At 73.8% G+C, this 20728-nt stretch carries 20 protein-coding genes; 7 read left to right on the top strand and 13 right to left on the bottom strand.

Annotated elements, in window-relative coordinates; genetic code table 11:
• Nucleotides 1-178 precede the first annotated feature (178 nt).
• Nucleotides 179-1405 carry an AI-2E family transporter gene (locus O7628_RS15285; RefSeq protein ID WP_278131307.1) on the top strand — a complete coding sequence of 409 codons (1227 nt, stop codon included), beginning with the start codon at nt 179-181 and terminating at the stop codon, nt 1403-1405.
• 51 nt (nt 1406-1456) lie between these two features.
• Here O7628_RS15285 and O7628_RS15280 read toward each other — a convergent pair whose 3' ends face one another.
• Entirely contained in the window at nt 1457-2140 is a 684-nt protein-coding gene (locus tag O7628_RS15280) for a dienelactone hydrolase family protein (RefSeq protein ID WP_278131306.1), read from the bottom strand.
• A gap of 128 nt (nt 2141-2268) precedes the next feature.
• Between O7628_RS15280 and O7628_RS15275 the strand changes: the two genes are divergently transcribed.
• The 3 genes from O7628_RS15275 to O7628_RS15265 all read left to right on the top strand — a co-directional run bounded on the left by O7628_RS15275 (nt 2269) and on the right by O7628_RS15265 (nt 3289).
• Complete coding sequence (locus tag O7628_RS15275) at nt 2269-2661, top strand: MerR family transcriptional regulator (RefSeq protein WP_278131305.1); 393 nt, start codon at nt 2269-2271, stop codon at nt 2659-2661.
• Nucleotides 2631-2987 (top strand): thioredoxin domain-containing protein, encoded by a 357-nt coding sequence (locus O7628_RS15270; protein ID WP_278131304.1) that lies wholly within the window; start codon nt 2631-2633, stop codon nt 2985-2987. Before O7628_RS15275 ends, O7628_RS15270 begins: the two co-directional genes overlap by 31 nt.
• Nucleotides 2988-3106: 119 nt before the next feature.
• Entirely contained in the window at nt 3107-3289 is a 183-nt protein-coding gene (locus O7628_RS15265; protein ID WP_074475223.1) for a hypothetical protein, read from the top strand.
• Nucleotides 3290-3349: 60 nt separating this feature from the next.
• On the opposite strand, the gene O7628_RS15260 is transcribed toward O7628_RS15265, so the two are convergent.
• The 10 genes from O7628_RS15260 to O7628_RS15215 all read right to left on the bottom strand — a co-directional run bounded on the left by O7628_RS15260 (nt 3350) and on the right by O7628_RS15215 (nt 17733).
• Nucleotides 3350-5722, bottom strand: a complete 2373-nt coding sequence (locus O7628_RS15260) for a glycoside hydrolase family 65 protein (protein ID WP_278131301.1) — start codon at nt 5720-5722, stop codon at nt 3350-3352.
• A complete protein-coding gene (locus O7628_RS15255) occupies nt 5719-6471 on the bottom strand; it encodes a beta-phosphoglucomutase family hydrolase (protein WP_278131299.1) in 753 nt (250 codons plus the stop codon). Before O7628_RS15255 ends, O7628_RS15260 begins: the two co-directional genes overlap by 4 nt.
• Before the next feature lie 241 nt (nt 6472-6712).
• On the bottom strand, nt 6713-7180 hold the full coding sequence (locus tag O7628_RS15250) for a DUF4442 domain-containing protein (RefSeq protein WP_178063076.1): 468 nt from the start codon (nt 7178-7180) through the stop codon (nt 6713-6715).
• Between the two features lie 418 nt (nt 7181-7598).
• Nucleotides 7599-8801 carry a hypothetical protein gene (locus O7628_RS15245; protein WP_278131297.1) on the bottom strand — a complete coding sequence of 401 codons (1203 nt, stop codon included), beginning with the start codon at nt 8799-8801 and terminating at the stop codon, nt 7599-7601.
• A 213-nt stretch (nt 8802-9014) separates the two neighbouring features.
• Nucleotides 9015-10328, bottom strand: coding sequence for an ABC transporter ATP-binding protein (locus O7628_RS15240; protein ID WP_278131295.1), 1314 nt, complete (start codon nt 10326-10328; stop codon nt 9015-9017).
• A 121-nt stretch (nt 10329-10449) separates the two neighbouring features.
• Nucleotides 10450-12639, bottom strand: a complete 2190-nt coding sequence (locus O7628_RS15235; RefSeq protein ID WP_278131293.1) for a bifunctional glycosyltransferase family 2 protein/CDP-glycerol:glycerophosphate glycerophosphotransferase — start codon at nt 12637-12639, stop codon at nt 10450-10452.
• Between the two features lie 16 nt (nt 12640-12655).
• Nucleotides 12656-14587 carry a DUF5941 domain-containing protein gene (locus tag O7628_RS15230; protein WP_278136319.1) on the bottom strand — a complete coding sequence of 644 codons (1932 nt, stop codon included), beginning with the start codon at nt 14585-14587 and terminating at the stop codon, nt 12656-12658.
• A gap of 134 nt (nt 14588-14721) precedes the next feature.
• Nucleotides 14722-15489, bottom strand: coding sequence for an ABC transporter ATP-binding protein (locus O7628_RS15225; RefSeq protein ID WP_278131291.1), 768 nt, complete (start codon nt 15487-15489; stop codon nt 14722-14724).
• On the bottom strand, nt 15489-16295 hold the full coding sequence (locus tag O7628_RS15220) for an ABC transporter permease (RefSeq protein WP_278136318.1): 807 nt from the start codon (nt 16293-16295) through the stop codon (nt 15489-15491). The genes O7628_RS15225 and O7628_RS15220 overlap by 1 nt, the downstream gene beginning before the upstream one ends.
• Nucleotides 16296-16362: 67 nt before the next feature.
• Complete coding sequence (locus O7628_RS15215; protein ID WP_278131289.1) at nt 16363-17733, bottom strand: L-serine ammonia-lyase; 1371 nt, start codon at nt 17731-17733, stop codon at nt 16363-16365.
• 215 nt (nt 17734-17948) lie between these two features.
• On the opposite strand from O7628_RS15215, the gene O7628_RS15210 reads away from it, so the two are divergent.
• On the top strand, nt 17949-18155 hold the full coding sequence (locus tag O7628_RS15210) for a PspC domain-containing protein (RefSeq protein ID WP_074475233.1): 207 nt from the start codon (nt 17949-17951) through the stop codon (nt 18153-18155).
• Nucleotides 18156-18222: 67 nt separating this feature from the next.
• Here the strand turns inward: O7628_RS15210 and O7628_RS15205 are convergent, their stop codons facing one another.
• The gene (locus O7628_RS15205; RefSeq protein ID WP_278131287.1) at nt 18223-18909 is read right to left on the bottom strand and encodes a DUF4230 domain-containing protein; all 687 of its coding nucleotides are present in this window, start codon (nt 18907-18909) and stop codon (nt 18223-18225) included.
• A gap of 169 nt (nt 18910-19078) precedes the next feature.
• Here O7628_RS15205 and O7628_RS15200 point away from each other — a divergent pair, with 169 nt between their 5' ends.
• Nucleotides 19079-19603: a DapH/DapD/GlmU-related protein gene (locus tag O7628_RS15200; protein ID WP_074475235.1), complete on the top strand. Its 525-nt coding sequence runs from the start codon at nt 19079-19081 to the stop codon at nt 19601-19603.
• Between the two features lie 230 nt (nt 19604-19833).
• On the opposite strand, the gene O7628_RS15195 is transcribed toward O7628_RS15200, so the two are convergent.
• The gene (locus O7628_RS15195) at nt 19834-20244 is read right to left on the bottom strand and encodes a Rid family hydrolase (RefSeq protein ID WP_278131283.1); all 411 of its coding nucleotides are present in this window, start codon (nt 20242-20244) and stop codon (nt 19834-19836) included.
• A 78-nt stretch (nt 20245-20322) separates the two neighbouring features.
• Between O7628_RS15195 and O7628_RS15190 the strand changes: the two genes are divergently transcribed.
• Nucleotides 20323-20709, top strand: coding sequence for a helix-turn-helix domain-containing protein (locus O7628_RS15190; protein WP_278131281.1), 387 nt, complete (start codon nt 20323-20325; stop codon nt 20707-20709).
• The last annotated feature ends 19 nt before the right edge of the window (nt 20710-20728 follow it).

Raw genomic sequence — 20728 nt, 5'->3', positions numbered from 1 at the left:
GGCGGCGTTCCCTGCCCCATCCCCCACAAACCGCCGCCGGGCCGGTCGCCCGCCGGGCGGCCTTGGACAGTTCGCGTTCCGTCCGGACGACAACTGTCCAAGATTGGTACGGGGAGCGCGGGGTGTCGGGGGAGCGGTGTCCGGGTAACGGGGAGCTCGCCGAGAGTGGGAGGCTGACGTGGTCGACGACGGTGGCGGGGACACGACGGACGGCGGGCGACGCGCCCGGCCCGCGACGGACGGCGGGGACGTCCGGGCGGCGACGGCGGGTGGGCGCGTCCCGCCGCCGACGGACGAGGGGCGGGGCGGCCCGCCCGTGACCGGCGCGGGGCAGGGGGCGGGGCCGCGCCAGGCGTGGGCCGGGCTGCCGTGGCTGGTCCGCTCGGCCGTGCTGTGGAGCGCCTGCCTGGTGGTGGTCGTCGCCGGGCTGTACCTGGTCGGGAAGATCGCCGTGCTGCTGGCCCCGCTGGCGATCGCGCTGGCCGCGACGCTCTTCCTCACCGCCCTGCTCGACCCGGTGCTGCTCCTGCTGCGCCGGCTCCGGCTGCCGGCGGCGCTGGCCGCCGGACTCACCGTGCTGTTCCTGCTCGGCATCCTGGTCGGCGTCGGGGTGCTGGTGTGGAACCTGACCGCCAGCCAGTTCAGCGAGCTGAGCCAGGAACTCGACCAAGGGCTCCAGCGGACGCGGGACTTCGTCACCTCCACCCTCCCGGTGACCGACGACCAGCTCGACAAGCTGATCCGGCAGACCCGGGACGGGCTGGGCGGCGCTCCCGACCCGGTCGGCGGGGCGCGGACGGCCGCCGAGGTCGCCGGTTCCGTCCTGCTCTCCCTGGTGCTGCTCTTCTTCCTGCTCAAGGACGGTCGGTCCATGTGGCACTGGGTGCTGCGCCGCACGACCGGCCCCAACCGGGACGTCGCCGCCGAGGCCGGCCGGGTGGGCTGGCGGACGCTCGGCGCGTACAGCCGGGGGACGATGATCATCGCGGCGATCGACGCGCTCGGGATCGGCCTGGCCCTGGTACTGCTCCGGGTGCCGCTCGCCCTGCCGCTGGCCCTGATCACCTTCCTCGGCGGGTTCGTCCCCATCATCGGGGCCACCGTGGCCGGGGCGGTGGCGGTGCTGGTGGCGCTCGCCGCCAAGGGGCCGACCGTCGCCCTGCTCACCCTGGCCGCCGTGATCGCCGTACAGCAGGTCGAGGGCAACCTGCTGGAGCCGCTGGTGATGAAGCGGCAGGTCCAGCTGCACCCGGCGGTGGTCCTGGTGGCGGTGACGGCCGGCACGCTGATCGCCGGCATCGCCGGGGCGTTCGTCTCGGTGCCGGTCACGGCGGTCGCGTACCGGGTGATCGACACCGTGCAGCGGCACCGGCAGGCCGCCGCCCGGCCGCCCGCGCCGGCCTGACCCGCGGTCGGCCGCCGCCGGGCCCGGCGTCAGGCGGGCGGGCCGGGGTCGTCAGGCGGGCGGGCGCAGGTGGGTGGCGAACCAGTCGGCCGCCGCGTCGGCGACCTGCTTCAGCGCGCCCGGCTCCTCGAACAGGTGGGTCGCGCCGGGCACCACCCGCAGCTCGCCCGCCTCCCCCAGCTCCGCCACCGCCTGTTCGTTCAGCGTGATCACCTGCTCGTCCAGGCCGCCCACCAGCAGCAACGTCGGGGCGGCCACCCGCGACAGGGCGACGCCGGCCAGGTCCGGCCGGCCGCCCCGGGAGACCACGGCCCGCACCCGCTCGGGGCGGGCCGCCGCGGCGACCAGCGCGGCGGCGGCGCCGGTGCTCGCGCCGAACAGGCCCACCGGCAGCCGGGCCAGCGCCGGCTCGACGCCCGTCCAGTCCACGATCGCGGCCAGCCGGTCGGCGAGCAGCCCGATGTCGAACCGGAGCTCGGCCGTACGGGCGTCGACCCGGTCCTCCTCCGGCGTGAGCAGGTCCACCAGCACCGTGCCGAGCGCCCGCTCGTTCAGCACCCCCGCCACGGCCGTGTTCCGGGGACTGTGCCGGGAGCTGCCGCTGCCGTGCGCGAAGACCACGACACCCGTGGCCCCGGCCGGGACCAGCACGTCGGCCGACAGCCCTGCGTCACCCGCCGGGATGGTGACCTCGCCGCCCCGGGTCGTCGTGCCCACCTGTCCACGTGCCGCCATCGCACACCCTCCCCACGGACTCCGCCTCGTCCGGTGCCGCTTACCCGCCCCGGCGGCCGGGATTCGCCGTTGCCTTGACATCGGCGGCAAGGTCTAGCGTGACGGTCGGTGGCGGCGAAGGAGGTCGGATGCTGATCGGTGAGCTGGCGGAACGCGCCGGCACGAGCACCCGGACCCTGCGGTACTACGAGGCGCAGGGGCTGGTCCGGCCCCGACGCTCCGCCAACGGCTACCGCGTCTACGACGAGGCGGAGCTGCGGGTCGTACACGAGATCCGGGCCCTGCTCGCGGTGGGCTTCGGCCTGGACGACATCCGGCCGTTCGTGGCCTGCCTCCGGGCCGGGCACTCCTCCGGGGACGTCTGCCCCGACTCGGTGGCCGTGCTGCGCCGCAAGCTGGCCGAGGTGGACGCCTACCTCGACCGGCTCGGCGCGGTACGGCGACAACTGCACGACCAACTCGCCCAGGCCATCGCGTACCGGGAGGAAACATGCCTCAGGAAACGGGAACGTCCCCGCTGACCGCCGTCACCGACGCCTCGTTCGCCGCGACGGTGCTCGCCGCCGACCGGCCGGTGGTCGTCGACTTCTGGGCCGAGTGGTGCCCGCCGTGCGTGGCGGTCTCACGGAGCCTCGCCGAGCTGGCCGTGGAGTTCGGCGACCGGCTGCGCATCGTCGCGCTGAACACCGACGAGAACCCGGCGACGACCCGGGCGTACCGGGTGATGTCGATGCCGACCCTGCTGGTGTTCCGCAGCGGGGAGGTGGTCGGCTCGACCGTCGGGGCGCGCCCCAAGAGCAACCTGCGGCTGAGCTTCGCCCGGCACCTGGAGCCCTGGCGGCCCTGACCCGCCCGCCGCGCGCCGCTACCCCCATGCCGCCGCTGTTTGCCGCCGGGCCGGGCGGGAAGGCCCGGGGCGACCGCAGCACCGGCGCAGCCGCGCCCCGACGGATCGCGAGGATCGTCATGGCCCGACGACAGGACAGGTCCAGGCAGCAGACCGCCGAGCGGGACGAGCAGCGGGAACGGGACGCCGAGCGCAGCCGGGACTGGGCGGACGAGGCGGCGCAGGCCCGCACCGCCGACGACCCGCGCGCCGTCGCCCCGCACGACGCGGCCGGTCGGCCCTCCAACGGGCCGCAGTTCTGACCCCTCCCCGGTCGGTCGGGGGCCCGCCCCGGCCGACCGGGAGAGCCCGCCGGGGCGGGCTCAGCCGAGGTGCTCCGGCAGGTGCAGCAGCGGGGCCCGGCCGGGCGGCTGCTCCGGCTCGGTGTCCGGCGGCGTGAGCGGCGGCACCGGCACGGTGACCGGCTCCGCGTAGGTCACCCGCACCTTCTCGCCGTGGTGCCGCAGCTCCACCACGTCGTCGGGGCCGCCGTGGCGCAGCGCGTACGTCGTCTGGTGCGCCCGGACGTCGACCCGCAGCCGCAGTCCCCGCCACTGCAACGAGAACTCCAGCCGGTCGAGCCGGCTCGGCAGCCGGGGGGCGAACGTCAGCAGGCCGTCGTGGTCGCGCAGCCCACCGAACCCGGCGACCAGGGCGATCCACGCCCCGGCGAGGGACGCCATGTGCACCCCGTCGCGGGTGTTCTCGTTGAGGTCGTGCAGGTCCATCAGCGCGGCCTCGCGCAGGTACCGGTGGGCCAGCTCCAGATAGCCGACCTCGGCGGCGATCACCGCCTGGGTGCAGGCCGACAGCGACGAGTCCCGCACGGTGCGCCGCTCGCAGTAGAGGAAGTTACGCCGCTTCTGCTCCTCGGTGAACGCGTCGCCCCGCCAGTGCATCGCGAGCACCAGGTCGGCCTGCTTGATGACCTGCTTGCGATACAGGTCGAAGTACGGGTAGTGCAGCAGCAGCGGGTACTTCTCGGTCGGCGTGTGCTCGAAGTCCCACTCCTGGAGCCGGGTGAACCCCTCCACCTGCTCGTGCACGTCGACGCCCTCGTCGTACGGGACGCACATCGCGTTCGCCGCGTCCCGCCAGGCCGCCGCCTCCTCCTCGGTGACCCCCAGGTCGATCGCCTGGTCCCGGAAGCGCATCGCGCACTCGGCGGCGGTGAGCAGGTTCCGCTGCGCCATCAGGTTGGTGTAGACGTTGTCGTTCTTCACGGCCGTGTACTCGTCGGGGCCGGTCACGCCGTCGATGTGGAACCGGCCGTGCCGGTCGTGGTGGCCGAGGGAGCGCCACAGCCGGGCCGTCTCGATCAGCAGCTCCAGGCCGATCTCCCGCTCCAGCGCCTCGTCGCCGGTGACCAGCATGTACCGGCGCAGCGCGTCGGCCACGTCGGCGGCGATGTGGAACGCCGCCGTCCCCGCCGGCCAGTACGCCGACGACTCCGGCCCCTCGATCGTGCGCCACGGGAACGCCGCGCCGGCCAGGTTCAGCGTGCGGGCCCGCTCCTGCGCCTGGGCGAGGGTGGAGTACCGCCAGTACAGGGCGTCGCGCACCGCCCCCGGCTGGGTGTAGGTGAGCACGGGCAGCACGAACATCTCGGTGTCCCAGAACGCGTGCCCGTCGTACCCCGGGCCGGTCAGGCCCTTCGCGGAGATCGGCCGGCGCTCGGCCCGCGCCCCGGCCTGGAGCACGTGGAACAGCCCGAACCGCACCGCCTGCTGCACCTCCGGGTCGCCCTCGACCCGGACGTCGGCGGCGTCCCAGAACTCGTCGAGGTACTCCCGCTGCTCCCGGCGCAGCCCGTCCCAGCTGTCGAGGCGGGCCGCGGCGAGGGCCGCCCCGACCTGGTCGCGCAGCGCCGGCAGCGACCGGCGGCTCGACCAGCCGTACGCCAGGTACTTGACCACCCGTAGCTTCTCGCCGGGCTTCAGCACGCAGCCGACGGTGGTGCGCACCCAGTCCTCGTACCCCTCGGTGGTGACGGTGGTGTGCTCCGGCGCGTGCACGTCGTGGTCCATGGCGGCGGCCACCCGCAGCCCGCTGACCTTGGTGCGGTGGATGAGCAGCCCGCCGTCGTTGGTGGTCAGCTCCTCCTCGGCCTGCAACGGCGACTCCAGCACCGCCGCCACCCGAGGGTCGCGGCTCTGCGCCGGCAGGGACTCGTTGGCCACCAGCTCCGACTGGAGGATCAGCCGCAGCGGCCCGTCGACCGCCTCCACCTCGTAGTTGATGGCGGCGACGGAGCGCTGGGTGAACGACACCAGCCGGGTGCTGCGCACCTTGACCTCGCGCCCGGCCGGGGTACGCCAGTGCAGCTCCCGGTGCAGGGTGCCGGCGCGCAGGTCGAGGACCCGCTCGTGGGCGAGGAGTTCGCCGTACCGGACGTCGAGGGGCTCGTCGTCGACGAGCAGCCGGATCAGCTTGCCGTTGGTGACGTTGACGATGGTCTGGCCGGACTCGGGGAAGCCGAACCCGGCCTCCGCGTACGGCAGGGGGCGCAGCTCGTAGAAGCTGTTCAGGTACGTGCCGGGCAGGCCGTGCGGCTCGCCCTCGTCGAGGTTGCCGCGCAGGCCGATGTGCCCGTTGGAGAGCGCGAAGACCGACTCGGACTGCGCCAGGACGTCCATGTCGAGCCGGGTCTCCCGGATGTGCCAGGGCTCCACCGGATAGGCGCGTTCCCGGATCATGCGTCGGGCCTCCTGTCCACCAGGTCGGCGAGGTCGGTCACCACGACGTCCGCCCCGTGCGCGCGCAACTCGTCGGCCTGGCCCACCCGGTCGACGCCCACGACGTACCCGAATCCGCCGGCCCGGCCGGCGGCGACCCCGGCGAGGGCGTCCTCGAAGACGGCGGCCTGCGCGGGGTCGACGCCGAGCAGCTTCGCGCCGGCCAGGAACGTGTCGGGGTGCGGCTTGCCGCGCAGCCCCTGCTCGCGGGCGACCACCCCGTCGACCCGCGCCTCCAGCAGCGGCTCCAGCCCGGCGGAGGCGACGACGTCGCGGCAGTTGGCGCTGGCCGAGACGACGGCGCGGCGCAGGCCGGCGGCGGCCGCCGCCCGCAGGTACGTCACGGAGCCCGGATAGACCTCGACCCCGTCGGTGTGGATGCGCTTGAGCAGTACGGCGTTCTTCCGGTTGCCGACGCCGTGGACGGTGTCCGCGTCGGGCGGGTCGTCGGGCGAGCCCTCCGGCAGGACGATGCCCCGGGAGGCGAGGAACGACCGCACCCCGTCGGCACGGGGCTTGCCGTCGACGTACCTGTTGTAGTCGGGCCCTGGGTCGAACGGCCGGTACGGCTCGCCGGTGGCCGCCGCGCGACGCTTCAGGAACGCGTCGAGCGTCTCGGTCCACGCGGCGTTGTGCACCCGGGCGGTCTGCGTCAGCACACCGTCCAGGTCGAAGAGACACGCGGTCACGTGAGCAGGCAGGCCCAGCACGCTACGAATCTATCCACCCCCGGAACCCCCGAAACCCCTCTGAGAAGGAAGGGCCCCCTGTTAACGCCTACGGTATAGAAGGGTCCCCTTCTCACCGCGCGAGGCGCGCGGGGGCGCGGCGAGCGAGCGGGTGGGCGCGGGGATCGGCGCGCGGGGCGCGGGGACGAGCGGGCGCGAAGCGCGGCGGGCGCGGGGGCGAGCGGGCGCGAAGCGCGGCGGGCGCGGGGATCGGGGCGCGGGGTCAGCGGTGGGGGCGCAGCGTCCACACGACGGTCATCGCCGAGGTCGGGGTGCCGTCCTCGGTGCCGATCTCGACGTCGACGGGGAACTCGGGCCGCTGCCCGGCCTCCAGCTCCGCGAGCACCTCGGGCGCCGGCCGACCGAGCCGCGCGGTCGCCAGCACCGGCCCCGTCGCCACCTTCCGGTACGCGATCTCGGCCCGCACCGCGAGCGGCACCACCCGGTCGAGGAGCTGCCCGAACGCGGCGAGCACCACCGCGCCGGAGGCGGTCTCGCCGAGGGCGAACAGCGCCCCGGCGTGCGGGCCGCCGACGTGGTTGTGGTTGGCCGGCGAGTCGGGCAGCCGGACCACGGCGCGCACGCCGCCCTCGGCCTCCGGGGCCACCTCGACGAATTCGACGCCGAGGGTGCGGGCGAACGGCACCGCCTCCAGCATGCCGGCGGCGACCTGGCGCGAGTCGATGGTCATGCCCGCACGCTACTCCGCAGTAACTTGTGGCTCAAGCATCAGGCGGGCCAGCGGGGCGGGAAAGTCCACCGTGCGCTCCACCACGGTGCCCGACCCCCGACAGCTCGAACCCCGGCAGCTCGACCCCCGGCAGCTCGACAGCCGACAGCTCGACAGCCGGCCCCGGACAAGCCCGACCGCACGGGCGCACACACAGGACCGCGCCCGATCAGGGATCGAGTGGCCACGTCGCGCCCGAATGACAACTCTTTCCGCGATCGAGCACGATCACGCGGGGTCGAGCGCCATCACTCGCGACCGAGCACGATCACGCGGGACCGAGCGCCATCACTCGCGACCGAGCGCGACCACGCGGGACCGAGCGCGGTCAGGCGCGCCGAGCCGACCCGCGACGGGCCCGGGAATCCCCGGGCGGGCGTCAGAAGAGGTTGCCGATGGTACGGATGATCTCGGCGTAGAAGTTGCCCTCGATGCTGCGGAACAGCGCGAACCCCTCCCCGGGGCTGCCGAAGAACGGGCGCAGCGTCCAGGCGAGCTGGGTGCCGACGAAGCCGAACAGCAGGATCCACACGTACAGCAGGGTCATGCTGGCCGGACGCTGCGCGTCGGGCACGGGGCGGCGGGCCGCCGGGTCCGGCCACTGCCGGTACTGCGGTGCCGGGTAGCCGGGCGGGAGCAGGCCCGGCCCGGCCGGCACCAGGTGCTGCCCGGCCACCACCTGCTGCGGCGGGAGGCCGACCGGGACGGGTACGGGCGCGGCGGTGGGCTCCCCGGCCGCGGTCGCCGGGGCGGCGGGGGCGGCGGGGGTGGCCGGAGCCGCCGTTACCGCCGGAGCAGCAGGAGCAGCCGGAACCGCCGGGGCGGCCGGGACCGCCGGGGTCGCGGCGCCCGCGCCGTTCGCGCCGACCGCCACCGGCTCGGCGGGCTGGTCGACGGCCTGCGGCGTCACCTGAGCAGCCGGCACCGCCAAAGCCGGCGCGCCCGGAGCCGCCGGAGCCGAAGCCGCCGGAGCCGGAGCAGCCGGAGCAGCCGGAGCCGGAGCAGCCGGAACCAGGGCAGCGAGAGCCGGAGCAGCCGGGGCTACGGCCGGCGCGGCGACGGGGGGAGCCGCCGCCGGGGTGAGCAGGCCGTGGGCGTTGAGCACCTGCATCCCGCCGGTCAGGAAGCGCAGCCCGACCACCGCGCTCAGCGTCAGGATCGCGACGTTGAGCAGCTTGAAGAAGCCGTAGTCCGGGGCGGTGATCAGGAAGAACAGGCTGATCGGCGCGAACGCCACGGCGAGCATCGAGGTGACGGTGATCGCCACCATCACCAGCGCCAGCGACTGCCGCACCGACAGCCGGGCCCCGAACACGAGGTTGAACAGGTAGAGCGTGGGCAGGCAGATGGCGAGGGTGACCAGGAACAGCAGGGGCAGCTTGACCGCCGACGTCAGCGCCATCAGCACGCTGTGGAACGCGCCCAGCACCGCGCCGTAGCAGGCCAGGGCGACGCCGGAGCTGGCCAGCATGCGCAGGGTCAGGCCGTTGAGCTCACGGTCGGCCACGATCTGCTGCCAGACGCCCTGCCGGTCGCGCAGGATGCGCTCGATGACGAGCGGGCTCGGACGGTCACCCGACACGGGCTGACCCCTTTCTGACACCGTGCTCAGTGGACGAGGTCCGCTGACCGTAGGGCACCGCCCACCCCGCCCGCCACCCCGCGCCGCGCCGGACCGCGCCGGACCGCGCCGCGCCGGACCGCGCCGCGCCGGATCAAGACGGGCCGCTCAGCGCCAGCCCGGACCGAGACGCCAGCCCGGACCGAGACACCAGCCCGGACCGAGACGGGCCGCTCAGCGCCAGCCCACGTCGATCCGGTCGCCGCGCTCGTCGAAGAAGTGCAGGGCGTCCATGCGTACGGAGATGGCCAGCGGGTGCCCGGGGCTGACCGCCGGGTACGGGGCGAGCCGTACCGCCAGCTCGGCGGGGCGGCGGTGGTGCCGGCCCGGGTCGTTGAGCACGCTGGTGCGGTTGCCGCGGTCCCGGTTCTGCTCGGCGGGGGCCGGCTCGGCGTCACCGGAGCGCCCGGTGAGCCGCTGGATGACCTGCCCGAACCGGCGCAGCCCGCGCTGGCCGCCGCTGGTCTCCTCGGCCCGGTTGCCCATCTCGTCGACCACGATCGCGGTGGCCCCGATGTCGAGGAAGGCCAGCGATTCGTGGCCGTGGTGCTCCAGGTAACGGATCCGGCCCTGGAGGACGTGCCCGGGGGTGTCGGGCGCGACCGGGGTGAGCGCCTCGGCCCGCATCCCGACCACGATCCGCTCGCCGTGGTAGTGCGCGACGGCCCGGCTGCGGATGTCGTCCCAGGGCAGGTAGAGCGACTGCTCGCCGAGGTTCAGCGCGACGTACCGGTCGAGGTGGACGTAGACCGACGCCTCCAGCAGGTTCATCCTCGGGCTGCCGAGGAACGCGGCGACGTAGAGGGTGGCCGGCCGCCCGTACACCTGGGTGGGGGTGCCGACGTCCTGGAGGACGCCCTTGCGCATGATCGCCACCCGGTCGGCCATGGTCAGCGCCTCGGCCTGGTCGTGGGTGACGTAGATGGTGGTGACGCCCAGCTCGCGGGTGAGGGCGGAGATCTCCGCGCGCAGCTCCGCCCGCAGGCCGCTGTCGAGGTTCGACAGGGGCTCGTCCATCAGGAACAGGCCGGGCCGGCGGACGATGGCCCGGCCCATCGCGACCCGCTGGCGCTGCCCGCCCGAGAGCTGGCTGGGCTTGCGGCCCAGCACGTCGCCGATGCCCAGCGCGCTGGCCACGTCGGCGACCCGCTCCCCGCGCGGCGACGGGTCGACCCCGGCCAGCCGCAGGGGGAAGCCGATGTTGTCGCCCACCGTCATGTGCGGGTAGAGGGCGAAGTCCTGGAAGACCATGGCGATCTTCCGGTCCCGGGGCGGCAGGTCGTTGGCCAGCTCGCCGTCGAGCAGCACCGCGCCGGCGCTCGGGTCCTCCAGCCCCGCGATCATCCGCAGCACCGTCGACTTCCCACAACCCGACGGGCCGAGCAGGACCATGAACTCCCCGTCGTTCACGTCCAGATTTATCTTGTCGACGGCCACCGTGCCGTCCTGAAATACCTTGGTCACATCCTTGAGCGCGACGGTTGTCACCGTCTCCTCCCCCAGCCCCTCGGTTGAACCCCGAATGAATGTGACCAGGATCATGGACGCCGCACATCGGGTAAACGTGCCATGTTCGGCTCGTGACAGACCTATTACATGAACCTGCGGTTCAGCCACCTTCCCCCAGGAACACCCGCCGGACGACCCGCTCGGCGGCGTGCCCGTCCTCCAGCGCGCAGAACCGCTCGCGGAACCGGCGGCGGGCCGCCGTGGCCGCCTCGGCGTCGACCGCGCCGGAGCGGAACAGGTCCAGCAGGCCGGGGAAGCTGGTGGTCACCGCGCCGGGCGGCTCGGCGAGCAGGTCGAGGTAGACGCCCCGGGCCAGCCGGTACGCCTCCCAGTCCGGGGCGTAGACCACGATCGGCCGGTCCAGCACGGCGTAGTCGAACATCGCCGACGAGTAGTCGGTGACCAGCACGTCGGCGGCCAGGTAGAGGTCCTCCACCCGGTCGTGCCCGCTGACGTCGCGCACCCGCGCGGGACCGGGCGACGGGCTGGCGGCCGCCGACCGTCGGTCCCGGTCGGCGAAGTAGTGGCTGCGCATCAGCAGCACGCCGGCCGGGCCGAGCGCGTCGCACAGCAGCTCCGGGTCGAACGGCGGCCGGTAGCCGGGCAGGTGCTCGCGGTGCGTCGGCGCGTACAGCACGACCCGGTCGCCGGCGGCGAGGCCGAGCCGGGCGCGCACCTCGCGCGCGTCGCTGTCGGTGGCGGTGACCAGCCGGTCGTTGCGCGGGTAGCCCACCTCCAGGGTGGTGTACGCGGCCGGGTACGCCCGCTCCCACATCTGGGTGGAGAAGCTGTTCGCCGAGACGCTGTAGTCCCAGCGGTCCACCCGGCGCAGCAGCTTCGCGAAGTCCATCCCGACCGCGCCGACCGGGTACCGCTGCTGGTCCAGCCCCATCACCTTCACCGGGGTGCCGTGGTGGGTCTGCACGTGCACCGACCCGGGACGCTTGCGCACGAAGTCGGGGAAGTTGACGTTGTTGACCAGCCACGTCGCCCGCGCCAGCACGCGGTGGTACTCGCGGGTGCCGGCGACCACGTACTCCACGCCGGGCGGCAGGGACGCGACCCGGTCCCGCCGGACGATCCACACGCCGCGCACGTGCGGGGCCAGCCGGCGGGCCGCCTCGTAGATCGCGGCCGGGTTGCAGGCGTACCCCCGGAACCAGTAGGCGGCGTAGACGGCGAGCTGCGGGTCGAGCGGCCGGCGCAGCTCGGCCAGGTAGTACTCGCGCAGCACCGCGTCCCGGCCCAGCCGGGCGGCCCGGCGGGCAACGGGCCTGCCCCGGCGGACCTGCCGCCCGGCGGCCTCCCGGGCCTGGTTGGCGGCCCGCAGCGCGCTGAACGTCCGCCATCGGCCGGCGGCGACCAGCCGGTGCTTGAGCCCCTCGACCCCCGGCGGGGACGGGTAGCCGCCGGGCGGCAGCCAGCGGGCGTGGTCGGCGGTGATCCGGTCGAAGAAGGCCGGCCGCAGCTCGGGGGCGATCCGCTCGCCGTTGCCGAGCACCGTCAGGTAGTGCCAGATCATCCGCTCGAAGACCGCCGGCCGCAGGCCGTCGACCGGCGGGGTCCGCCCGTCCATCCACCGGAACACCCGGTGCCACTGGACGAAGACCTCGAAGTGCCGGTCGCCCCGGGTGCGGGTGATCGCGCCGGCCCGCCGCTGCCGGTAGTTGAGGCAGACCCGGTCGAGCACCCCGATCCGCTCGGCGGCCAGCAGCAGCGGGTAGCTGAACGCGACGTCCTCGTACCAGCCGGGCTCGAAGCGCAGCCCGAGGTCGACCAGGAACTCCCGCCGCACCAGCTTGTTCCAGGCGGTGTGCAGCAGCCGCAGCGCCTCCGGCCGCTCGGCCAGCCGGAACGGCTCCTCGCCGGGCGGGGTGGGGAAGACGTCGGCCATCGCGCTGCGGGTGGCCCGCCCGTCCCAGCGCACCCGCACGTGGTCGACGAGCAGCACGTCGGGGCGGGCCCGGCGCAGCCGGGCGGCCACCTCGGCGAGGCAGTCCGGGGCGAGCCAGTCGTCGCCGTCGACGAACCAGACGTACTCGCCGCCGGCCCGGTCCAGCCCGACGTTGCGGGCCGGACCGAGGCCGACGTTGTCGTCGAGCCGGACGGCGTGCACCCGGTGGTCTCGGGCCGCGTACTCGGCGAGGATGTCGCCGCTGCCGTCCGGCGAGTGGTCGTCGACGCCGATGACCTCGACGTCGTCGAACGGTTGGCCGAGGATCGAGTCGAGGCACTCGCTCAGGTAGGCCTGCACCCGGTAGGCCGGTACGACGAAGCTGATCAGCGTCATCGGCCGGCCCCTCACGTCAGCCCGGCTGGCGGACCTCACCGCCCGCCGGGACCCCCACGCCCCGCCGGGCGCGGGCGGGCAGGACGACCCAGGCCAGGACCACGCTCCCGACGAAAACCACGAGCAGGTACGCACCGAGTGTAGCCATGGCAATCCCCGCGAAACCGGCGAAAGCCGCTACCGCGAGCACCGCCGAGCGCCCCTCCCAGCCCAGCGTGGCGCCGTGCAGCGGCGGGGCCGCCTGCCGCTTCTCCAGCCGGGCGGTCAGGTCGTAGTGGTGCAGGGTGAGCACGAAGACGTAGCCGAAGACCACCCAGGCGGGGGCCCCGCCGACCACGCCGGCTCCGATCGCGAACAGGTATTCGCCGGCCCGCAGCGCCGCCGGCACCAGCCAGTCCAGCGGCCCGTTGTGCGCCGCCCCCGCCCCGAGCGCGGCGACCAGCAGCACCAGCAGCGCCACCGGCGTCGCCCAGGCCAGCCCGCCCGCGTCGTCGCCGGCACGCACCCGCAGCCCGGCCGCGACCAGCAGCGCCGCCGGGCCGAGCGCCCCCAGCACGGCGAGGGTCAGCGGGCCCATCGGCCGCAGCGCCGGGAACCGGGCCGCGATCGGCCCGTCGTCGCGGTGCAGCGTCGCGTCGACCGTGTCCAGCACCGGCACCCACATCCAGCGGGCCCGCAGGGTGCGCAGCGCACCCGTGTACGCGAACGCCAGCACCCCCCAGGTCAGCACGGCGACGAGGCTGACCAGCGGCCCGAACAGCGCCACCGTCAGCGCGATCAGCGCCCACCGCTCCCCGATCGGGAACACCACCGTGCGCTTGAGCCAGTAGGACAGCGAGCCCGTGTCGGCCTGCACCCGGGTCGACGCGGCGTTCAGCCGGTCGCCGATCCCGCCGCCGCCTCCACCAACCGCCTTGGGTCGGCGGGCCGCCTCGTCGTGCAGCACCCCGTACCACGTGTCGGTCATGTGCCGGACGGTCTGCAACGTCATCGCGGCGACGGCCAGCGCCCAGCCGTACCGGAACCCGGCGGCCGTCGCCCCGTAGCCGAGGCCGGCGTAGACCAGGTATTCCTTGGCCCGGTCGGCCATCGTGTCCAGCCAGCCGCCCCACGCGCTGAAGTGCCGGGTGTAGCGGGCGAGCTGCCCGTCGACGCAGTCCAGCACGAAGCCGAGGTAGAGCAGCACCGCGCCGGCCACCAGCGCCGGCCGTCCGCCGACGCCGAACAGCACCGCCGCGACGGCCGCGAACAGCACCGAGATCGCGGTGACCCCGGTCGGCGTCAGGCCGAGCTTCGCCGACGCCTTCGTCACGTACGGCGACCAGGTGCTGACGAAGAACGTGGTGAAGAAGTCGTCCTTCTCCTTCACCGACAGCCGCAGCTCGGCCCGGTCCTCGTCGACGGCGGCGACGGCGGCCTCGGCGGCGGCCAGCCCGGCCGGGTCGGCGACCCGGTGGGCGACGAGCAGGCGTACCCGGTGGGCGAACGTCAGCGTGCCCAGCGCGGTGAGGCCGGTGAACAGCCGGTCCACGGCGGACCCGGCCGCCTCGGGCCCGGCGGCCGGCGGCGTCGCGGCGACGGCGGCCGGGTCCGTGCCGGCGATCGGCGTGCCCGCGACGGCGGCGCGGGCGGCGGCGGCCAGCGCCGGCAGGTCGTCGCGGCCCACCCGCAGCGCGCCGCCGAACACCCCGGTCTGCCCGCCGTCGAGCCGCCCGTCCGGGCCGGCGTCGACGACCTGGCCGCGTTCCTCGCGCACCACGGCCTGCCCGGGGGCCGGCGGGTCGGTCAGCACCAGGGCCACCGTCGGGCCCACCGGGCTGGTGGCCAGGTGCCGCAGCACGGCGGTGTGCGCCACCAGGTCCGTCCCGCTGACGATCACCGGGCCGGTGGCGGCGTCGACAAGCGTCGCCAGCTCGGTCAGGTTCGCGGCGCGCCGCACGTGGGTCACCCCGGCCCGGTGCCACTGCTCGGCGAGCCGGTCGGCGAGGGCGGCCCCGAGGGTTTCCCCGCCTCCCGCCTGCGCGCCGGCGGTCGTCGGCTGGCCCGCGGCCGGCGTTCCGGCGGCGAGCACGATCGCGACGGTCACCGCGCGACCGCGGCGTGGTACGCGTCGAGCGCCTCGGCGATCGTCCCGTCGACGGTCAGCCGCCCGGCGTCGAGGTAGAGCCCCCGACGGCAGAACCGGGTCAGATCCTTTTCGTTGTGTGACACGAGCACGAGTGTGCGTCCCTCCCGAAGCAATCTCTCGATCGTCGCATAGCACTTCTCGCGGAACTCCGCGTCCCCGACCGCCGTCACCTCGTCCATCAGCAGGATCGGATGCGGGAGGTGGGAGATGATCGCGAAGCCGAGGCGGACCTTCATCCCCGACGAGTAGTGCCGCACCGCCGTGTCGATGGCCCGTTCCACCTGCTCGCCGGCGAAGGAGACGATCTCATGAAAGTGTTTCCGCAGGTAACGCGCCGACAGGCCGTGCAGGCCGCCGACGAGGTAGAGGTTCTCCCGCCCGGTGAGGTCGTTGGAGAAGCCGGCCGACAGCTCCAGCAGCGGGGCCACGTCGCCGCGGACCCGGATGCTCCCCTCGTCGGGGATGAGCACCCCGGCGATCAGCCGCAGCAGGGTGCTCTTGCCGGTGCCGTTGCGGCCGACCACCCCGAGTGTCTCGCCCGGCGCGACGCGGAACGACACGTCCCGCAGCGGCCAGAACCGCCCGTCGTCGGCGGACCGGCCGGCGTTGGCGTCGCGCCCGCCGGGGCGGATGAAGAACTCGCGCAGCCGAAGCTGCCGCCGCCGGTTGCGGACGAACCGGATGCCCAGCCCGTCCGCCTCGATGATCGGGTCGGCCGCCATCACAGCTCCTTGAGCACGGCGGGTTCGAGCCGCCGGAACGCCCACCAGCCGGCCACCAGCACCAGCACGCTCACCGCGACCGTGGTGGCGAGCAGCCGGGCGTCGGGGAACTGGTCCGGGTACCAGACGGCGTGGTGCAGCTGGAAGATGCCGACCAGCGGGTTCAGCTCGTACGCGGCCTTCACCCAGCCCGGCAGCGTCGACTCGCGCACCAGGCTCAGGGGATAGATGATCGGGGTGGCGTAGAACAGCACCCGGATCACCAGCCGCATGAACCGCTCGATGTCGCGCATCAGCACGTTCAGCGCCGACAGCAGCAGCGCCAGCCCGACCAGCAGCACCGCCTGCACGGCCACGGCCAGCGGCAGGGCGAGCACCGACCAGCCCGGGTGCACCTCGCCGCGCACCGCGTACGCGACGGCGATGGCGGCCAGGATCGGCAGGCCGGCGGCGTACTCGGCGAACCGGCCGGTGATCCGGCCGATGGGGAACACCTGGCGCGGCACGTTCATCGTGGTGATCAGCCGGGCCTGGCCGGTGAGCGCGTTGGTCGCCTCGCTCAGCGCCGAGCTGGTCCACATCCAGGCGAAGATGCCGGTGATCAGGAACAGCGGGTACGACCCGGCGGCCTGCCCCAGGTGCCGGCTCGTGTCGCCGGAATAGAGCACCCCGAAGACGAACCAGTAGATCGCGCCCATGCCCAGCGGCTCGATCAGCGACCAGAGGTAGCCCAGCACCGACTGCTGGTATTTCACCGCGAGGTCGCGGCGGACGAGGATGCGCAGCGAGCCGCGGTGCGCCCACAGGCGGGCCGCCGGCCCCTGCGGGCCGGCCGCCCGGACGCCAGACGTCACCGCCCGCCTCCTCGCCCGCTCAACACTCGATCACGTTGACGGCCAGGCCGCCCCGCGCCGTCTCCTTGTACTTGACCTTCATGTCGGCGCCCGTCTCGCGCATCGTCTTGATCACCTTGTCCAGCGAGACGTGGTGCACCCCGTCGCCGCGCAGCGCCAGCCGGGCCGCAGTGATCGCCTTGATGCTAGCCACCGCGTTCCGCTCGATGCAGGGGATCTGCACCAGGCCCCCGACCGGGTCACAGGTCAGCCCCAGGTTGTGCTCCATGCCGATCTCGGCCGCGTTCTCCACCTGCTCGGGGGTGCCGCCGAGCGCCTCGGCGAGCCCGGCGGCGGCCATCGAGCAGGCCGAGCCGACCTCGCCCTGGCAGCCCACCTCCGCGCCGGAGATCGACGCGTTCTCCTTGAACAGCACGCCGATCGCCCCGGCCGCCAGCAGGAACCGGACCACGCCCGCCTCGTCCGCCCCCGGCACGAACCGGGTGTAGTAGTGCAGCACCGCCGGGATGATCCCGGCCGCGCCGTTGGTCGGCGCGGTCACCACCCGCCCGCCGGCCGCGTTCTCCTCGTTGACCGCGAGCGCGAACAGGGTCACCCAGTCCATCACCCGCAGCGGGTCACCGCTCCCGGCGTCCGCCTCCAGGCCGCGCCGCAGCTCCGCCGCCCGCCGCCGCACCTTCAACCCCCCGGGGAGTACGCCGTCGCGGGCGCACCCGTTCTCGACGCACTCCCGCATCACCCGCCAGATGTCCAGCAGCCCGGCCCGCACCTCGCCCTCGGTGCGGCGGGCCAGCTCGTTGGCCAGCATCACCTCGCTGATCGACAGCCCGTTGCCGGCGCTGACCGCCAGCAGCTCCGCCCCGGTGCCGAACGGATGCGGCACGCGCGTGGTGTCGGGCACGATCCGGTCCGCGCCGGCCGCCGCCTCGTCGACCACGAACCCGCCGCCGACGGAGTAGTACGTCCGCTCGCGCAGGAGCGCCCCGCCCCCGTCGTACGCGGCGAAGGTCATCCCGTTCGGGTGGTACGGCAGCGACCGGCGGCGGTGCAGCACCAGGTCCCGGTCCGGGTCGAAGTCGACCTCCTGCGCGCCGAGCAGGGTCAGCCGCCGCGCGGCGCGGATCGCGGCCACCCGGGGGGCGACGGTGTCGGTGTCGACCGTCTCCGGGGCCTCGCCCTCCAGCCCGAGCAGCACGGCGGGGCCGCTGCCGTGGCCGTGACCGGTGGCGCCCAGCGAGCCGAACAGCTCGGCACGCACCCGGACGACGCCGGCGAGCAGGCCGTCGGCCTTGAGCCCGGCCACGAACGTCCGCGCCGCCCGCATCGGTCCCACCGTGTGCGAGCTGGACGGGCCGATGCCCACGCTGAAGAGGTCGAAAACGCTGATCATCTGCACTTCCTCGCCGTCGTACGCCCTTGTACGGACCCGACGGGCGAGCCTACCCGCCGCCCGCTTCCCTCCCCGGCGCGTCGGGGCGGGCCCGCCCGGGTAAGCACCTACGGGTCAGGGGTCCCGGGATCCCCCTCGCGACGGAGGGCGGGCGCGACGGCGGTTCCTACCGTTGAGTCAGAGGCGGCGGCACGCCGCAGAGTGGGAGGACGACGATGAGTCGCAAACTGGTCCGGCCCCGCGAGGGGCGCATGCTCGCCGGCGTCTGCGTCGGCCTGGCCCGCCGGTTCAACACCTCCGCCAACCTGGTCCGCCTGCTGTTCCTGCTGTCGCTGCTGCTGCCCGGCACCCAGGTGATCGTCTATCTGGTGCTGTGGGTGCTCATGCCGAACGAGGACCGCTACGCCACCGCCCGCTACTGACCCTGCCGCACAGAGACGCCCGCCCCGGCTCCCCCCGGGACGGGCGTCTCGCCGTTCGCGTCGGCGGTCAGGGCGCGACGTAGGTGACGGTCACCTTCTCGTATCCCAGGGAACGCAGCAGTCCCTCCAGCATCTTGTTGGTGTTCTCCTGCGCGCGGTCGGTCAGGCCGCTGTCGCGGGCGGCTGCCGTGATCCGGTCCTCGGCGAGCTTGTAGACCTGCTGCTGGCGGTTCGGGTCGCCCTTGACCAGGTCGTTGATCCGGTTGAGCAGGCCGCGCTGCTCCGCCACGACATAGCTCTTCTCCATGTCGAGGTTGGTCTGGCCGAGCTGCGGCGCGGGCAGCTTCACCTCGACCGACTTGCCGTCGGGCGACACGACCACCGCCCCCTCACCGATCTTGGTGAAGTCGACGTAGGCCTCCACGCTGCCCGCCCCGACGAAGAGGGTGCGCTGGTTGAGCAGGAACTCCGGCACGTTGTCGCGGTCGTTCTGGAGATCGACGACGACCTGGAAGTTGCCCTCGGCCGCGACGTAGCGGCTGAGGTCCTGGATCGACTTGAGCAACGGCGGCTGGCTGCGGTCGGTCTGCTCCTTGGCGAAGGGGTTGCGGAAGTCGGGGAACACGTTGGTGGCCTGCGCGCCGAGCAGCACGACCACGGCCACCGCCGCCGCGCCGAGCACCACGAGCAACCCCCGGGCGGGCCCGGAGGGGCCCTTGGGGGCGGGCCGGTCGACCTCACCGTCGTGGGACATCGCTCACCATCCTCGATCGAACATCGTCTGAGGATGACGTTACGGCCATCGTGCGACACCCGCCCGCCAACCCGTCCCGCCAGACCACGACTACGGTGACCGCTAGGCAGGTGGTTTTCATTCAGTCTCCCGTACCCCAGAGAGGGTCATGGTGCCCAGCGGTCGTCTCATGCGGATCCACAGCGCCGAGTTCGAGGCCATGGCCGCCCGGGTCCGGCGGGTCACCGAGCTGACCTCCCGCCTGAACGTGCTGCCCTTCGAGGACGAGGCGGGCAAGGCGGAGCTGTTCGCCCAGATCCTCGGCAGGCCGCTGCCGGCGCGGGTCACCATCTATCCGCCGTTCTACACCGACCACGGCCTCAACCTCGACCTCGCCGAGCGCGTGTTCATCAACCAGAACTGCACGTTCCTCGACTACGCCGGCATCCGGCTCGCCGAACGCGTGATGGTCGGCCCGAAGGTCACCTTCATCACCAGCGGTCACCCGGTCGACCCCGAGGAGCGGCGGCTGTATCTCACCGGCGCGCCCATCGACGTGGCGGAGAACGTCTGGATCGGCGCGGGCGCCACGATCCTGCCCGGCGTCAGCATCGGCCGGGACGCCGTCGTCGCGGCGGGCGCGGTCGTGGCCGACGACGTCCCGCCGGCCACCCTGGTCACCGGCGCGAAGGCGACCCCGCGCCGCCAATGGTGAGCGCCGCTCCCGGCAGCACCCACTTCCGGTAGCGCCCGCTCAGGGAGCGCCCGCTCAGGGAGCGCCCGCCCAGGGAGCACCCGCCCAGGGAGCACCCGCCCAGGTAGCGCCCGCTCAGGGAACAAGATCGTGCTCGATCAGGGAAAGAGTGCCCTCGCCCCCATTGGACACGACTCTTTCCCGGATCGAGCACGATCTTGCGGGTCGACGCCATCAGGCCAGCCGTACGGTCAGTCCAGGATCGCCGTCGCCTCGACCTCGACCTCGACGTCGGGCTCGAAGAGGTGGTCGACACCGATGAGCGACGCCGGGGGCAGGGGCTGCGGCAGGCCGAGTTCCCCCGCGACGTCGTCGACGCCGGCCATGAAGTCGCCGATCCGCTCCGGCGCCCAGTTCGTGACGTAGAACGTCAGGCGGACCACGTCCGAGAAGCTCGCGCCGGCCCCGGCGAGACCGCGGGCCGTGTTGCGGAGCGCTTGGGCGACCTGCCCCCGGAGGTCACCGGACGCGACCGGCCGCCCCGCCTCGTCGCGGCCGATCTGGCCCGCCACGTGAACGTGGCGCGACCCCGACGCGACCGCGACGTGGTGGTAGGGGACGGGCTGCATCATGCCCCGGGGGGAGAAGAGCTGGACACTCATCATGTTTCCTTCCTCGCACCAACTTGGTATCTCATTGATACCTGGTGCTTGGAGGAAACTTCAACGAGACTAGGTGTCATGGCAGATACCGACCCCGGCACGGCGGAGCGCCTCGACCTCACGCGGGCACACCGGGAGCTCCTGGACCAGGTCCTCGACAAGTGGTCGCTGGAGGTGCTCAACACCCTCTGCGAACGACCCTCACGGTTCAACGAGCTACGCCAGGCGATCCCGGCCGTCAGCCAGAAGTCGCTCAGCGCGACCCTGCGCCGCCTCGAACGCAACGGCATCGTCGAGCGGCGCGTCCTCTCGTCGCGCCCGGTCGCCGTCGAATACCGGATCACGCCGCTGGGCAAGACCCTCCGGCAGCCGGTCGACGTCCTCCTCGACTGGGCCGACGAACACCTGGGCGCGATCGAGGCGGCCCGCCGGGCGTACGACGGGGCAGACTCCACCGCCTCGTGACAGCGGGCAGGCCCGCAGC

The organism is Micromonospora sp. WMMD956 (assembly GCF_029626125.1).
Taxonomy (GTDB): domain Bacteria; phylum Actinomycetota; class Actinomycetes; order Mycobacteriales; family Micromonosporaceae; genus Micromonospora; species Micromonospora carbonacea.
The sequence above is the reverse complement of the archived record's forward strand: the minus strand, read 5'-3'. Positions and strand labels throughout refer to the sequence as shown.